Origin of the sequence: Nostoc piscinale CENA21, from assembly GCF_001298445.1 — a bacterium.
Classification (GTDB): Bacteria; Cyanobacteriota; Cyanobacteriia; order Cyanobacteriales; family Nostocaceae; genus Nostoc_B; species Nostoc_B piscinale_A.
In genome coordinates, this window is sequence record NZ_CP012036.1 from 4,937,163 (window position 1) to 4,953,088 (window position 15,926).

Annotated in this window: 9 protein-coding genes and 1 pseudogene; 8 read left to right on the top strand and 2 right to left on the bottom strand. The window is 40.8% G+C overall.

Features of this window, described 5'->3' with window-relative positions; genetic code table 11:
- Window positions 1-179 precede the first annotated feature (179 nt).
- From ACX27_RS21130 to ACX27_RS21145, 5 genes are all read left to right on the top strand, one after another.
- Window positions 180-2,303 carry a cytochrome-c peroxidase gene (locus ACX27_RS21130; protein WP_062295302.1) on the top strand — a complete coding sequence of 708 codons (2,124 nt, stop codon included), beginning with the start codon at window positions 180-182 and terminating at the stop codon, window positions 2,301-2,303.
- Between the two features lie 296 nt (window positions 2,304-2,599).
- Window positions 2,600-3,115: a serine/threonine protein kinase gene (locus tag ACX27_RS34685; protein WP_144427498.1), complete on the top strand. Its 516-nt coding sequence runs from the start codon at window positions 2,600-2,602 to the stop codon at window positions 3,113-3,115.
- 41 nt (window positions 3,116-3,156) lie between these two features.
- On the top strand, window positions 3,157-8,409 hold the full coding sequence (locus ACX27_RS21135) for an ATP-binding sensor histidine kinase (RefSeq protein WP_144427499.1): 5,253 nt from the start codon (window positions 3,157-3,159) through the stop codon (window positions 8,407-8,409).
- A gap of 220 nt (window positions 8,410-8,629) precedes the next feature.
- Window positions 8,630-9,808, top strand: coding sequence for a GNAT family N-acetyltransferase (locus tag ACX27_RS21140; RefSeq protein ID WP_062295303.1), 1,179 nt, complete (start codon window positions 8,630-8,632; stop codon window positions 9,806-9,808).
- Window positions 9,809-9,863: 55 nt separating this feature from the next.
- Window positions 9,864-10,439 (top strand): Uma2 family endonuclease, encoded by a 576-nt coding sequence (locus ACX27_RS21145; RefSeq protein ID WP_062295304.1) that lies wholly within the window; start codon window positions 9,864-9,866, stop codon window positions 10,437-10,439.
- 64 nt (window positions 10,440-10,503) lie between these two features.
- Here ACX27_RS21145 and ACX27_RS21150 read toward each other — a convergent pair whose 3' ends face one another.
- Both ACX27_RS21150 and aroF read right to left on the bottom strand, forming a co-directional pair.
- Entirely contained in the window at window positions 10,504-11,064 is a 561-nt protein-coding gene (locus ACX27_RS21150; RefSeq protein WP_062295305.1) for a Uma2 family endonuclease, read from the bottom strand.
- Between the two features lie 162 nt (window positions 11,065-11,226).
- Window positions 11,227-12,183 (bottom strand): 3-deoxy-7-phosphoheptulonate synthase, encoded by a 957-nt coding sequence (aroF, locus tag ACX27_RS21155; RefSeq protein ID WP_256364350.1) that lies wholly within the window; start codon window positions 12,181-12,183, stop codon window positions 11,227-11,229.
- 477 nt (window positions 12,184-12,660) lie between these two features.
- Between aroF and ACX27_RS21160 the strand changes: the two genes are divergently transcribed.
- The 3 genes and pseudogenes from ACX27_RS21160 (at window position 12,661) to ACX27_RS21175 (ending at window position 15,879) form a co-directional block, all read left to right on the top strand.
- Window positions 12,661-13,155, top strand: coding sequence for a hypothetical protein (locus tag ACX27_RS21160; RefSeq protein ID WP_062295307.1), 495 nt, complete (start codon window positions 12,661-12,663; stop codon window positions 13,153-13,155).
- A gap of 178 nt (window positions 13,156-13,333) precedes the next feature.
- Window positions 13,334-14,132, top strand: a pseudogene (locus tag ACX27_RS31115) (pentapeptide repeat-containing protein).
- A gap of 13 nt (window positions 14,133-14,145) precedes the next feature.
- Window positions 14,146-15,879, top strand: coding sequence for a hypothetical protein (locus ACX27_RS21175; protein WP_083468793.1), 1,734 nt, complete (start codon window positions 14,146-14,148; stop codon window positions 15,877-15,879).
- The last annotated feature ends 47 nt before the right edge of the window (window positions 15,880-15,926 follow it).

A 15,926-nucleotide genomic window follows, 5' to 3' on the forward strand; every position in this document is an offset into this window, starting at 1 on the left:
CTTAGAGGTTGTTTGAAAAGTTCTTAGTGTGTATCAAACACTTTCATGTCTCCCTAAGTCGACCTTAAAAAAAGAGACTTAGGAAGATCAGTGAGTACCTAAAGTTATAGCCAACTACTTTTCAAACGCCCTCTTAGTTAACATCAATCCCACAGTATCTACAGGTACAATGAGGTCTTATGGTGCATTCAAGTGGCACATTAGCAATCTTGCTGATGATGTTTGTGATGCTTTTTTGGATTTTTTTAGCGTTTAAATCCAGAAAATTATCAAGATATTCACGCCCTCTGACAATTTTCCTCATAGTTTCACTAGCGATCGCTAGTGGAGGTGTCGTATCAGCACAATTAACCCAAAACCCGGCTCCCTTAAATGCCATAACTAGTCTTCCACCAGCTACAGTTGGAGATCCTACCCCAGCAAACCCACCACTCCTGACAGCAGTAGCTGAACCAAGTAATCTTGGAGACTTTGTTCGAGACAACACAGCCCTACTCCAGCTAGGAAAAGCCTTATTCTGGGATATGCAGCTTGGTAGTGATGGCATTCAGTCCTGTGCTAGTTGTCACTTTCATGCCGGAGCAGATAATAGATCAAAGAATCAAATCAGTCCTGGCCTTTTGGCATCACTGAAAGATATAACTTTCCAGGTTGGTGGTAGCCCAAACTATCAACTCACAGCAGCAGATTTTCCATTCCACAAACTTGCAGATCCTAATGATCGAACTAGTACAGTTCTTTCTGATGTTAACGATGTTGCTTCTTCCCAAGGCGTATTTAATAGTGTTCTTGTAGCAACTATTCCGGGTCAAGCAGTTGATAATGTTATATCTACGCCCGATCCAGATGGTTTTCAAATCAATGGCATCAATGTACGCCGAGTTGAGCCACGCAACGCCCCAACAGTAGTTAATGCCATCTTCAACAAACTCCAGTTTTGGGATGGTCGTGCTAAAGAAACCTTCAATGGGGTAAATGGAAATGGAGCAGCAGACCTGAATGCTAAAGTTTTCATAGCTTCAGGACTAACCCAACTAACTCAAGTTTCCATTTCGCTCAATAATTCATCTATAGCTTCCTTAGTAACTGGGCCACCATTGAGTCCATTTGAGATGTCTGCGGATGGCCGGACTTTACCGGAAATCGGTGCTAAGTTTTTGCGAAGAAGAGGTCAGAAACTCAAACGTCTCAGACCATTGGGTAAACAAATTGTACATCTGCAAGACAGTGTTTTAGGAGCTTTTAGTCGATTCCCCAATAAAGGTCTGTCAATCGGAGCTTATGACAGACTGATTATGAAAGCCTTTAAGCCGCAATGGTGGAGATCAAAGTCTATCATTCAAGTTGAGAGTGATGGTACAATAACGATCCTCCCCGGAGCGTTAGCTAGTAATACTGGCGGGTCTCTCACCACTGATGAATCTCTTGCTACTGATGCAGCTATCACAACTGATGCGGCTATCACGACCGATGCAGCTGCGAGTATTAATGCTTTGGCTACTACTTCTGATAGTGAAGAAAAAGTGGTTTTAGCGGCAAATCAGTTTACGCTGAGGGACTGGAACTTCTCTTTATTTGCTGGATTAGCAATGCAAAAGTATATGTCTACTCTTGTATCTAACCAGACACCTTTTGATAAATTTCAGGCGGGAGATGTTAATGCTCTCACCACTCAAGAAAAAAACGGTCTAACTTTGTTTGTTAATAGTACGGCTACTGGTGGTGCAAATTGTAACGTTTGCCATTCGATTCCCGAATTCACTATGGGTTCTGTAAGAAGAACCGCAGGAATAGCTTCAACTGATTCCGGCAATCCGTTGATTAATAATTTTGCTAATGGCTTCATTCCTAACTACGGTGTCAGACCAGGTTCCGAAGACCCAGGCGCAGGAAACTTTACTACATCAAGATTTAAAATCCCAGGCCTCCGTAACATTGCCTTGTCAGCACCATATATGCACAACGGTGGTATGGCAACTCTAGAGCAAGTTGTTGACTTTTACAATCGTGGTCGAGGTGACGACGGTGGGGCTGGTGTAGCGCCATTGAACTTAAACACCCAGCAAAAAGCTGATTTGGTCGCTTTCATGAGAACCGGACTTACTGATCAGCGAGTCCTTCTGGAGAAAGCACCCTTTGACCATCCACAATTGTTCATCCCCAATGGACACCCAGGTAATCAATTTTCAGTGACTCCCAGTGGTAATACTAATGGAACTCCTACTGCTACAGATCAACTAGTGGAAATACCTGCTGTTGGTAGTAACGGTATTACTACTCCCCGTCCAAATTTCTTAGATTAAGACTTTGGATTGGGTTTAATACCAGTTAATTTTTTGGCATTGCTAATCAAGAGATGATTCTTGTAGGGTGGGCATTTTGTCCGCCCTAGCAAGCTTTAATATCATATAAATTGCGATCGCACTTATCCAAAATATGCTGCAATACCCCTCCACCCCTACTTGTATTCACAAGTAAATTTCTTATCCGAACCGTATTGGGGGTAGATTAGCGTAACCGACAAAAAGGACAAATTAACACCCAAATTTCTTGGAAAATCTGGGAATACTAAGAAGAAATTCTTCAACTTGAACGCAGTATGATTAGCACTCAAGTCAGTATTCCTGGGTATGTAGTCGGCGAACAACTCTATGATGGTTCGAGAACTGTAGTTTACCGAGCAGTTCGAGAAACTGACAATTTACCTGTAGTAATCAAACTGCTGAAAAATCCTTATCCGAGCTTTGGAGAACTTGTACAATTCCGCAATCAGTATACTATTGCTAAAAATCTCAACAATCCCGGAATCATCCAAACCTATAGCCTGAAATCATTCCAAAATGGCTATATTTTAGTGATGGAAGACTTTGGGGGAGTTTCCCTCAAAGATTATTTTGTTAAAAATTGTGTAGCTTCGCTAAGTGAGTTTTTACAAGTGGCGATCGCACTCTGTAACACCTTAGATATACTCTACCACGAGCGGATTATTCATAAAGATATTAAACCTAGCAACATATTAATTAATCCTGAAACCAAGCAAGTTAAATTAATCGACTTCAGCATAGCATCTTTACTGCCTAGAGAAACCCAACTCTCGTTAATCCCAATGTTTTAGAAGGGACACTGGCTTATATATCTCCCGAACAAACCGGGAGAATGAATCGCCCAATTGACTATCGCACAGATTTTTATTCTTTGGGTGTAACTTTTTATGAATTACTCACAGGCGAGTTACCATTTTCATCAAATGATCCAATGGAATTGGTACATTTTCACATTGCGAAAACACCAAGATTAGTACATGAAATTCATCCACAAATTCCAGATGTGCTATCACAAATAGTTGCTAAATTGATGGCGAAAAATGCTGAAGACCGCTATCAAAGTGCATTAGGATTGAGATTTGATTTAGAAAATTGTTTACATCAACTAAAAGAAGTTGGTGAAATTCTAAGAACTTTAAAATTGCGTAGTAGGGATGTGTGCGATCGCTTCATTATTCCCGATAAGCTTTATGGTAGAGAAGCCCAGGTAGAAACCCTAATGCAAGCGTTTGAGCGCGTCAGTCAGGGTGCATCAGAAATAATGCTGGTGGCAGGTTTTTCAGGAATTGGTAAAACAGCCGTAGTTAATGAAGTACATAAACCAATAGTTAAACAGCGCGGCTATTTCATCAAAGGTAAGTTTGACCAGTTTAATCGCAATATTCCCTTCTCTGCATTTGTGCAAGCGTTCCGTAATTTGATGGGACAATTGCTCTGTGAATCCGCTCACCAACTCGCCCAATGGCAAGCCAAGATTCTAAATGCTGTGGGGGAGAATGGGCAAGTCTTAATTGAGGTGATTCCCGAACTAGAGCAAGTGATTGGAAAACAACCTCCGGTGCTGGAACTCGAAGGCAATGCAGCTCAAAATCGATTTAATCTGCTGTTCCAAAAGTTCGTTGCCGTCTTTACAAAGGTCGATCACCCATTAACAATCTTTTTAGATGACTTACAGTGGGCGGATTTAGCTTCGCTGCAATTGCTGAAACTATTAATGCAGGACAATGGCCATCTGCTGGTGTTGGGAGCTTACCGGGATAATGAAGTATCGCCTGCTCACCCGTTTATTTTGACGGTAGAAGACCTCAAGAAATCTCAGGCGCTTGTCCAGACAATGACCCTGGCTCCCCTGACATTTGACAGCACCAATCGCCTCATTGCCGATACGCTAAATTGTGCGCCCCAACTGGCGCAACCCCTGACCAAATTCATCGATCGCAAGACCAAGGGGAATCCCTTCTTCACCACCCAGTTTCTCAAAGCGTTACACGAAGAAGGCTACATCACGTTTAACTGCGATCGCCGTTATTGGGAATGCGATATTGCCCAAGTTGAGGCACTGACGATCGCAGATGATGTGGTGGAGTTTATGGCACTGCAATTGCAGAAATTACCCATCGAAACGCAACAGACGCTAAAGTTGGCGGCTTGTATTGGTAACTCGTTTGACTTGGGGACGTTGGCGATCGTCTCTGAGCAGTCGTCTACAGATATCGCCACAGTCCTGTGGAAAGCTTTGCAGGAAGGCTTAATTTTACCAACCAGCCAAATTTATAAGTTCTTTCAGTTAGGGGAATCAGAGCAGATTCACACACAGAATAATATCAATCCCACCTATCGGTTTCTGCATGATCGCATTCAGCAAGCGGCATACTCGCTCATTGCCGAAGAACGTCGACAGGCGACCCATCTGCACATCGGTCAGCTTTTGTTAAGCAAGACAACTGCCCGTGAGCGGGAAGAACAACTGTTTGAAATTGTGAATCATTTAAATATTGGACGTTCTCTCCTGGCAACACCACAAGAACGGGAAGAATTAGCAGAATTAAACTTGCTGGCGGGGCGGAAAGCCAAAACCTCGACAGCATATAGTGCAGCAGTAAACTATCTCGCAACTAGCATTTCCCTGTTGCCCAACGATGCCTGGGAGAATTGCTACAATCTCGCCTTAGCGATCCATACTGCACTGGCAGAAGCCGCTTATCTCAACACTGATTTTGAGCAAATGGAGGATTGGGCAAACCTCGTCTTACAGCACGCCCGTACTTTACTTGATACTGTTCCAGTCCAGCAAACCCGTGTGCTGGGGGCTAAAGCCCAGGGGCAGCTGCTTGAGTCACTCCAGATTGGTTTGCAGGTCTTAAAGTCCCTCGGCGTGGAATTTCCTGAGCAACCGACCCCCGCAGATATTGGACAGGCATTTGCTACTACTGGTCAATTATGGCAAGGGCGATCGCCCCTGAATTTACTAGATTTGCCAGCCATGAGCAATCCCAATCACTTAGCTGCAATGGAAATTATGCCCGTTTTAGTGCCATCTTCGTTTCGGGCGATGCCTCCTCTGTTGCCACTATTAATTTGCAAGCAAGTGGAATTGTCGATTCAATCGGGCAATTGTCCTACTTCGCCTTGCTCCTACGGTGACTATGGATTGATGCTCTGTAGTGTCATGGGTGATCTAGAGTCGGGTTATGCCTTTGGTCAACTGGCATTGGGTGTCATGGAAAGCTTTCAGGCAAAAGCCTGCAAAAGCCGAGCTGTCTATATAGTTAACTTTTTCATTAGCCATTGGCAGGAACCACTGCACAACCTCCTCCAGCCCTTGCGAGAGGCATATCAGAGCGGTTTGGAAACGGGTGATCTGGAATGTATCGCCTTCAATGCCCATGCCTACTGTTACTACTCCTATTTTGCTGGGAAGGAATTAATGGGTCTGGCAAACGAGATGGCAGCCTACCATCAAGTTGTTGATCCGCTCAAACAGGTGGTGATTATCAAGTATTTGGAAATGGCTCAACAGGTGGTACTCAACCTCCTCGGAGACACAGAGGTTCCCTGGCAGTTATCTGGTTCTGCTTATAGTGAACAATCTCTATCTTTCCAAACAACCAATCCTGACCAAGTTGAATGCTTCCACTTTTATTTCAATCAAACCTTTCTCTTCTATCTGTTTGAGCAATACGAGCAGGCGACGCAAACATCTGTCTTAGTAGAAGAGTATATGGGAGGTGGGTTAGCAACCTTCTCGTTAGCCCTCTATTCCTTTTATGATGCGTTGTTGCAACTGGCGCAATATCAGCAGGCTACGACAGCAGAACAATCGCAAATTCTGACCCGTGTGCAGCAGCAGCAGGATAAACTGCAACGATGGGCAACTCTGGCTCCGTTTAACCATCAACACCGCTGGGACTTGATCGCAGCCGAGCGCCATCGAATTTTGAGACAACAGGCTGATGCGATCGAACATTATGATCGCGCCATTGCAGGAGCGAAAACCAACGAATATATCCAAGATGAAGCCTTAGCAAACGAACTCGCTGCTAAATTTTACCTGGAATGGGGTAAAGAGAAAATTGCCCAAACATATATGCAAGAAGCATACTACTGTTACGCTCGTTGGGGAGCAAAGGCCAAAACTGATGACTTAGAAAAACGCTATCCCCAATTACTCCAATTAATTTTGCAACAGCGAAAAATTAACCTCAATCCTTTAGAAACTATCGCCACAATCTCTCGTAATTCTGCTTCTCGATCAACTGCTACTTCCAGCAGTGACAGCACCAGTGTTTCAGATGTCCTAGATTTAACCTCTGCACTCAAAGCTGCTCAATCTATTTCTAGCTCTCTGAATTTAAATACACTCATCACTAGCCTCACTCGGATTATTGTCGAAAACTCTGGCGCGAAAAAAGCTGTACTGCTGCTTACTGAAGAAGATAATTGGCAAGTTCGAGCCACTACTTTGATTGAAAATCAAGAAATAAAAACTATTCTGGAACCAAAATCACTAGAAAATTGTCCAGATATTCCCGTCAAAATTATTCATTATGTCAAAAATACGCAACAAACAGTTGTGATTGACAATTGTCAAACAGATATTCCTGGTTTAATCGGAAAATATATGTTGTCATACCAACCCCAAAGTGTATTATGTAGTCCGATTATTCATCAAGGACATTTAGTGGGGATTATTTATCTAGAAAATAAATTGACAAGCGGGGTATTTACTGCCAAACGTTTACAAATTATTAATTTACTTTGTACTCAAGCGGCAATATCTCTAGAAAATGCCCAACTCTACACTAATTTACAAGCAAGTGAAGATCGGTTTTTACGACTGGCGGAAAATGCACCAGGGATGATTTATCAATTCCAACTTTCTGTAGATGGTATCGCTTCATTTAACTATGTAAGTTCTGGATGCTATGGAATTTATGAAATTTTACCAGAAGCAGCAGTGGCTGATGCTAATAACTTAATTTCTTTGATACATCCAGAGGAAATCAATTATTTTTCTGAGTCTGTAGCCATTTCCGCACAAACCTTACAGCCTTGGCAATATCAAGGCAGAATTATTACACCTTCTGGTAAATTAAAATGGATTCAAGCTGTTTCTCGTCCTATCAAACAAGATGATGGGACAATTATTTGGGATGGCTTGGTATTAGATATTACCGAACGTAAACAAGCCGAAGCTGCTGTTAAGCAAAAATCTCAAGAATTAGAAAAAGCGTTAAGAGATTTGCAACAAGCGCAATTACAAATTGTCCAAAGTGAAAAAATGTCTGCATTGGGTAATTTAGTTGCTGGTGTAGCGCACGAAATGAATAATCCTTTGGGTTTTATTTCAGCAACTCTCTTACAAGCTCAACCAACAATTTCTGATTTGAGCAAACACATTACACTGTATCAAGCAGCCCTGCCATATCCCGGCGATGAAATTCAATCACACGCTGAAGAAATTGACTTGGATTATAGTTTGGAAGATTTGCCGAAGATGATGAATGCAATGATCATGGCCTGCGATAGATTAAAAAATATCAGCACTTCCCTGCGGACTTTTTCTCGCGCCGATAAAGACTATAAAGTGCCATTTAATATCCATGAAGGCATTGATAGCACTATTTTAATTCTCAAACATCGCCTCAAAGCGAATGAACAACATCCAGCAATTGAAGTTGTTACTAATTACGGTAATTTACCTCAAGTTCAATGTTTCCCTGGACAATTAAATCAAGTATTTATGAATATTCTCTCCAATGCTATTGATGCTTTAGAAGAATCTAACAACGGGCGCAGCTTTGAGGAAATTACTGCCAATCCTAACATGATTACCATTAAAACATTTATTGCAGATAATCATGTCCACATCTCAATCGCTGATAACGCGAATGGCATGAATGAAGAAGTTAAACAAAAAATCTTTGACCATTTATTTACTACGAAAGCTGTGGGTAAAGGTACAGGTTTAGGTTTAGCGATCGCGCAGCAAATTGTCGAAGAAATTCATGGTGGTAAGCTAAGTTGTTATTCTGTTGTTGGTCAAGGTACGGAGTTTGTGATTGAAATTCCAGCATCAGCTTGAAAATGTCACGTTCCTCAAACTAAAATTTTTAATCTGCTTTGGTGTCATATCAATTCACTACTGATACAGATCCAAACCCAGAAACCCTTGTCAAATCAGGATTTATCAATTGCGAATTGCGAATTGTGAATTGGTATCAGCTACGCTATCTCCACTTTTGTATTATGTTGTCTTAATTTTGTAGTATATTAAGAACTTGTTGCTAATTGTGGTGGAAGTGATGACACCTTTATTGGAATACAAGACGCTTGTGGATGTTGAAGACGTAAAACATTTGGGTGTTATTGTTGGACAAGCCTTTATTGCGTCTGCTAGTGAGAGTGAAAGTTTCTTGAAATCGGTTGGTTTTGAGAACTTACGAGTGATTTGTCGAGATGGGAAAGTGGCTGGCGGATTAGCGACTTTACCTATGGGAATGTGGTTAGAGGGTCAATCTGTACCAATGGTGGGGATTGCTGGTGTGGGAATTGCGCCAGAATATCGTGGAGGTGGAGTTGCGATCGCACTTATCCAAAATATGCTGCAAGAACTCTATGCAAAAGAAACCCCCATTTCCGTTCTCTATCCCGCTACGCAACAACTTTACCGCAAAGCCGGATATGAACAAGCTGGTAACTATTGCACTTGGGAAATTTCCACTCAAGATATCCGCTTAAACAAGCCACCTTTATCTTTACAACCAATCGCAGACCTTAATTGTGAAATCTTGCATCAACTATATCAACAACAGGCACAACTCATTCATGGTTATTTAGACCGACATTCCAGTATTTGGCAAAGATTAACTCAATCAGAAGAAAAAGAAACTGTTTATGGTTATTTAATTGGCAAGCAAGACCAACCCGAAGGCTATATTATCTTGAGTCAGCATTCTCAGGCAAATGAGACAGTGATTCAAATTCGAGATTGGGTAGTTTTGAGTCATGGTGCATCACAAACTTTCTGGTCTTTTTTGGCTAACCATCGTTCTACAATCAAAAAAGTCACTTGGCAAAGTTCGATTATTGACTCCCTGACATTGTTATTACCAGAACAAAACGCTAAAATTAAACATCAAAAACGTTGGATGTTGCGGATTGTAGATGTATGCAAAGCATTACAATTACGGGGTTATAAATTAGGAGTAGAAACCGAGTTACATTTAGCAGTTAAAGATGATTTATTAACGGCTAATAATAATAAATTTATTCTTTCTGTTGCTAATGGAAAAGGTGAAGTTAGGCAAGGAGGTAAAGGAGAATTACAGATAGATATTCAAGGATTATCTTCTTTGTATACGGGTTTATTTACCCCTCATACATTAAAATTAGCAGGAAAATTAGACGCTCCAGACACAGCACTATTAGCCGCGACAGAAATTTTTACTAGTTCTGCGCCGTGGATGGCTGATTTCTTTTAAAAATTCAAAACTTTTCTGTGACAAAATAGTTTTATTGTCCTGGAGACGATGCACTATGGTTTCCACAATTAAGCACCGCTACACTTTGGATGAATATCGCGCCATTGAAGAAAAAGCCGAAGGACGCAGCGAATATCGAGATGGAGAAATTGTCCCAATGCCAGGAGGAACGCTCAAACATAGCCGCATCGGTCGAAACATTTTGACCTATCTTAGCTTTTTGCTGCGCGATACTCAATTTGAGCCAATTAACAGCGATTTACGCCTGTGGATTCCTGAATATCGGTGGGGTGTGTATCCAGATGTGATGATTTTTGATGGCGAACCACAACTAAATGAAGGACGCTTAGATGAAGTATTGAATCCTACAGTCATTGTTGAAGTCTTATCGCCTAGCACCGCAGATTATGACCGACAACATAAATTTCGGATGTATCGCTCTATTCCTAGTTTTAGTGAATATTTATTAGTTGAACAAGATGAGCCTTTTGTTGAAAAATATACCAAGCAAACTCAAGGTTGGTTGTTGAGTGATTTTCAAGGTTTAGAGAGTTCGATTTCTTTAGAGTCAGTCGGGGTTGATTTACCAATAGCGGAAATTTATCGCGGTGTTGTATTGGAATGTAGTTGAAAAACTTGCTACATTTGTTGGGTTTCACTTCGTTTCATGCAACCTACAAAAGATTGCGTTCCCCCTACAATAACCAAGCAAATAAGTCTCTCACATTAAGCTGAAGTTCATTGATAAAAGATGGGACAGAAATAGGTGCATCTGGCTCATCAAATACGGTTGTTTCTTGCTTGGGTTGATAAACAAATACTGTTTGCTCATCTGGATCAATCAACCAACCCATTTGAGTTCCATATTTTAAGCAATGAAGAATATTTTTTGTGACTTTTGTTTGATTCTGATCAGGAGATAAAATTTCAATTGTCCAGTTTGGAGCCAGAGCAAAAGTATTAGCTATTTCTCCATTTTCATCACGAGGAATTCTATCCCAAGTAAAAACTACAATATCAGGTACAATTGAACGTCGGCCAAATGTACAACGCAATTCAGGAAAGGCGCGAGCAATGCGTTTTGGCTTGACTATATTATTGATGGCAGGGACAAATTCTCCTTGAATTGCGCTATGTTTACCCTGTGGCATTGGTTTTTGGATAATTTGACCATCAATATATTCTAAGCTCGGTTTAGTTTCTGGTAGTTTGAGAAATTCCTCTAACGTTATGGGTTGAGTAGGAGTTTTTACCATTGAGACTTCCTCGCATAATTACGAATAATTTATCTCACGCAGAGGCGCAGAGACGCAGAGAGGATGAGTACCTTATTTCTCCATGTCCTCCCGAAGTTTGCTCAACGCGGGGAACCCGCGCACGCAACTTTTCTCTGTGTCTGGAGTGGTTCGTTGAAAATCTTAAGCCGCGTAACAAATAGGGGCAGGTTTTAAACCCACCCCTTTGTTTTCTGATATTCTGCGTCCAACGGCTGCTGCTACGGGCTTTAAAACATCAACTAAGTTCAGCATATCTTCTAAAGACAATGCTTGACGGGCATCGGAAACGGATTTTTCTGGTTCTGGGTGACACTCAATAATTAAGCCATCTGCACCACAAGCTACAGCAGCTTTGGCGACAGGTGCCACTAGTTCGCGTTTACCGACGGCGTGGGAAGGATCTACAATCACAGGTAAGTGAGTGATTTGCTTGAGTGCGGCGACTGCGCCCAAATCTAAGACGTTGCGGGTGTAATTGTCGAAACTGCGAATACCACGTTCGCACAGCACGACATTTGGGTTTCCATGACTGAGGATATATTCAGCAGCCATAACGAATTCTTCTATGGTGGCAGCTAAACCACGCTTGAGCAAGATTGGTTTATCAACTTGTCCCAAGGCTTTGAGTAAGTCGAAGTTTTGCATGTTGCGGCTACCAATTTGCAGCATATCAGCATAGGCGGCGACAGTTTCAATTTGCGAAATTGCCATCACTTCTGTAACTACTGGCATATTGTAGAGCGATCGCACTCTCGCTAAAACTTCTAACCCAGCTTCTGCCATTCCCTGGAAAGCATAAGGCGAGGTGCGGGGTTTGTAAACACCACCGCGTAAGGCTTGTACTGGTGCAGATGATAGCTTTTGAGCAACGGTTTCCATTTGTTCTAAGCTTTCCACTGTACAAGGGCCGCCAATAATCACTAATTCCTCACCACCGAAGGCAACTGTCTCGGAAAGTTTCACAATTGTTTGGTGGTTGGGATGAGATTGGGCGGCAAGTTTAGCATTAATCATGGTTTGTTTCTCCGAAAGTATGAAGTCTGAAATTAAAAAAGCCCGGAAACTGAGAGTTCCGGGCGCGTTCTGGCTAATTGGCATGACGCTATTTACCCGGAGTTTGCTCTAGGCCAAAAGTAAAAGCTGTAAAACCAGTTGCTGAAATTAGTCGTCATGCTCAATACTCCTAAAAACAAAAAAACCGCAGAAGTCAGTTCTGCGGTTCATCGGGCGGTTTCCAGTCGGAAACGTGACTCACTCCCGGTGAACCGCCTTATGCCAAAAATAAAAGTAGTAATTGCTGCTGAACATATACGCTGGCCTGAGATACAAAATTGAATATAAAGCTTCCTTGAGCTTCAAGATAACAAAAGCGATCGCTCGCGTCAAGCACCACAAGACATCAAAAAGCGATAGACTCATTACAACTCTGGGAATGGAGGCTTGTGGCTAGTTGGTAACTGAAACATGGGCTGTTAGGAAATTAAGATGAGGCGAAGCAGCTCTCGCCAACCCTAAACAGCTTGGTTATTCAACTTGCACAAACATATATACTTTTGCGGAAAACTCAGTTTGATTATGCCCAGTTCCAAAATCTTCAGCAAATCTTTTGACACCCATGAAGTTTACCCTTGCCCAGTTTGTCGAGTCGGTAAAATATCACAAATGCCGTTAATGGAGACTATGGCTTGTGATTTTTGTCAAGAGATTTTTACTGTGAATGTAGAGCAACAACAAATCAAAATGCCTTCGCGGCAACCGCCTTTGGTTTGGCGATGGAATGGTTTGAGTTGGACAGAAGCGCAGTTAGAAGGTGTGGAGTTAGGTTGGGGTTACGGATTAGCTGCGATCGCTTTTGTCTTTTTCCCTACCACTTTAATTGGTATTGTTGCTTTTTATTTTCCCCCATCACTGGATTCTCCTCTCACTTGGATACCATACATCTGGACTATATTAACTTTTTTGTCACATTTATCAATCATTTTGTGGATTATTGTTGAGGTTTATCAAATTCCTGTTGCGGCATATTTCAGAGCTATAAATCGATGGCGAAATGGAGAAATAGGAAGATGACGATGATACAGATAAAAAGGGACAATAACTTAATTACTGGATGGTACAAGCCCCAGATTTATCTATAGAATCATTCGCAAATCCAACATCATCCTTTCTAAATGTATCCGTGGGGTTAATCGCTAATCCAAATTCTCAAATCTAAAATTGTCTGACAATCGACTATCAACAACATCCTATGAACGAGTTGGAGCGGTATTATCGAATATTAGAATTAGAGCCTGGTGCAACACTTGACGAAGTTAACCAGGCTTATAAAGATTTAGTCTTTGTCTGGCATCCTGACCGCCTTCCCAAAGATAATATCCGCTTGCAACAAAAAGCTCAAGAAAAGCTCAAAGCAATTAATGAAGCGCGGGATAAATTGCGCTCTTTTAACGGTAATTCCGCCAATGGGAAGCATCATCATGCTGCACGCCACCCATCACCTCAACCGAATGGTAAGCATGATACTGGGTCGCACTATCAATCACCTCAACCGAATGGTAAGTATGATACTGCATCATACTATCAGTCGCCTCAACCGAATGGTAAGCATGATACTGCATCATACTATCAGTCACCCCAACCAAAAAAAATCGCCACAACCTTCCCATCAAGCACCAAAGCAAAATACAGATTTGAGTGGTAAAGATTTCAGTCGAGCTAATTTAAGTAACAAAGATTTATCTGGAAGAAACTTAAGTTATGCCAATTTAACTGGCGCAGACCTCAGCGATACTTTTATGCACAAAGTAATTTTGCGGGGTGCAAATTTATCAGAAGCCAATTTATTTAGAGCTAACCTTCTGTTAGCAGACCTCAGAGAAGCCAATTTACGTAACGCTAACTTAATTGGTGCAGACCTGAGTGGTGCTGATTTGCGGGGGGCTGACTTGACTGGTGCAAAAATTCGTTCTGGCGATCGCTTGTTAGTGAAATTGATTGGTGCTAATTTAGCAGGAGCGATTATGCCCGATGGTCACACCCATAGTTAACTAATTTTTCTCCGTGCTAATTACACAATTACAAAATATTTTCACAACACCCATTGCCCAAAACAATAATCAAAATCAATCTAGATTGATTTTCACATTTTGGTATTGCCTAAGCCTAGCTTTTGCTATTATTTATATTCTGCTGGGAGTGCGACAAGCTTTCAGCAGTCAATATATAGTCAGCGACGATGCAAGAGAATATATTCCCTGGATATATCGTTACTTTAACTCAGATTTATTTTCTGGGGATTTAATTGCTGATTATTTTCAATCAATCACCCCAATTGGATATGGTTTGCTTTATAAAATAGTTGTAGCTTTAAATATCGATCCAGTTTTTTTTAGCAAAATTTTCCCCATATTCTTAGGAATAATTACAACTACTTATTGTTTTCTGCTTTGTATGCAAATATTTCCCATACCAATGACGGGATTTATTGCATCTTTATTGTTAAATCAAAGTCTTTGCTTACATGATGACCTATTTTCTGGAACTCCCAGAGATTTTATTTATCCTTTGTTTTTAGCTTTTTTATATTATTTAATCAAGTTTTCTAAGTCGGGTATATTAATTGCGATCGCCCTTCAGGCTTTAATATATCCCATAATAGGCTTTATCGATTTATTAATTGTATTCTTGACATTATTTGACTGGCAAAATAATCAGATAAAATTTTCTCGTAACCAGCAATCTTTTATATTGTTTTTAGCAGCTACTATAGTTGTCGGCATCACAATTTTACCTTATACTATTCAATCATCAAAATTTGCCCCAGTAATTACTGCTGCTGTTGCCAGAACTATGTCAGACTACTGGTATGGAGGCAGAGTCAGCTTTTTTAGTAATAATATTATTAGTTACTGGTTTGATGGTCGAGATAGCGGTTTTTTTGCTTTAATTGCACCTCCGCAATTATTACTTGGCTTATTATTACCAATCATCCTAAAATTTAAGTCTTACTTTCCCCTAACTCAGCAAATCCAAACAGGAATCAAAATCTTACCAAGGGTAGTAATAGCTAGTTTAATTATGTTTTTAACTGCTCATTTATTGGCTTTTAAACTGCATTGGCCTAGCCGCTATACCCATCATACTTTTAAGATGGTACTTGCTCTAGCAGCCGCAATTTTTATCACCTTAATTTTAGATGCTGTGTGGCAGTGGTTGAGACAAAGAGGCGGAAAAAAGGTAATTTTGAGTACCATAGCAATCTTGTTTATAGGACTCGTTTCTTACCCTAGTAGCTTGAAAGTTTTTCCTAAAACCCCTTATGTAGAAGGTAAAGTTCCAGAATTATATAGTTTCTTGCAAAAGCAACCACAAAATATTGTCATAGCATCTACGGCTGAAGAAGCAGATAATATACCTATCTTTGCTCAAAGAAAAGTTTTAGTAGGGAAAGAATATGCGTTACCGATACATACCAAATATTACGCTCAATTTCACAGACGGATGCTTGATTTAATTGATGCCCAATATAGTGAAGATATTAACCAAATTAACAGCTTTATTCAAAAATACCACATAAGTTTTTGGCTATTAGAGCGTTCAGCATTTGTACCAGAATATATAGCTAAAAACTCTTGGTTACAACAATATCAGCCAGCAGCAGAACAGGCGATATCTAAGTTAAATAAGACTCAGCCTATCTTAGCAACATTCATCAATTCTTGTACAGTTTTTGCAGCAGATAATTTAGTCCTTATCAACACTTCATGTATAGAAGCAACACAGCCAAAAAAGTGAGAGAATAAAGTAGAAATATGTTATTAGAGACTTGCAATAAAATAAAG

Bases quoted from the DNA above. Each gene is read 5' to 3' on its own strand.
- ACX27_RS21130 (WP_062295302.1), top strand. From the start codon at position 180: ATGGTGCATTCAAGTGGCACATTAGCAATCTTGCTGATGATGTTTGTG.
- ACX27_RS34685 (WP_144427498.1), top strand. From the start codon at position 2,600: ATGATTAGCACTCAAGTCAGTATTCCTGGGTATGTAGTCGGCGAACAA.
- ACX27_RS21135 (WP_144427499.1), top strand. From the start codon at position 3,157: ATGAATCGCCCAATTGACTATCGCACAGATTTTTATTCTTTGGGTGTA.
- ACX27_RS21140 (WP_062295303.1), top strand. From the start codon at position 8,630: ATGACACCTTTATTGGAATACAAGACGCTTGTGGATGTTGAAGACGTA.
- ACX27_RS21145 (WP_062295304.1), top strand. From the start codon at position 9,864: ATGGTTTCCACAATTAAGCACCGCTACACTTTGGATGAATATCGCGCC.
- ACX27_RS21150 (WP_062295305.1), bottom strand. From the start codon at position 11,064: ATGGTAAAAACTCCTACTCAACCCATAACGTTAGAGGAATTTCTCAAA.
- aroF (WP_256364350.1), bottom strand. From the start codon at position 12,183: ATGCCAATTAGCCAGAACGCGCCCGGAACTCTCAGTTTCCGGGCTTTT.
- ACX27_RS21160 (WP_062295307.1), top strand. From the start codon at position 12,661: ATGCCCAGTTCCAAAATCTTCAGCAAATCTTTTGACACCCATGAAGTT.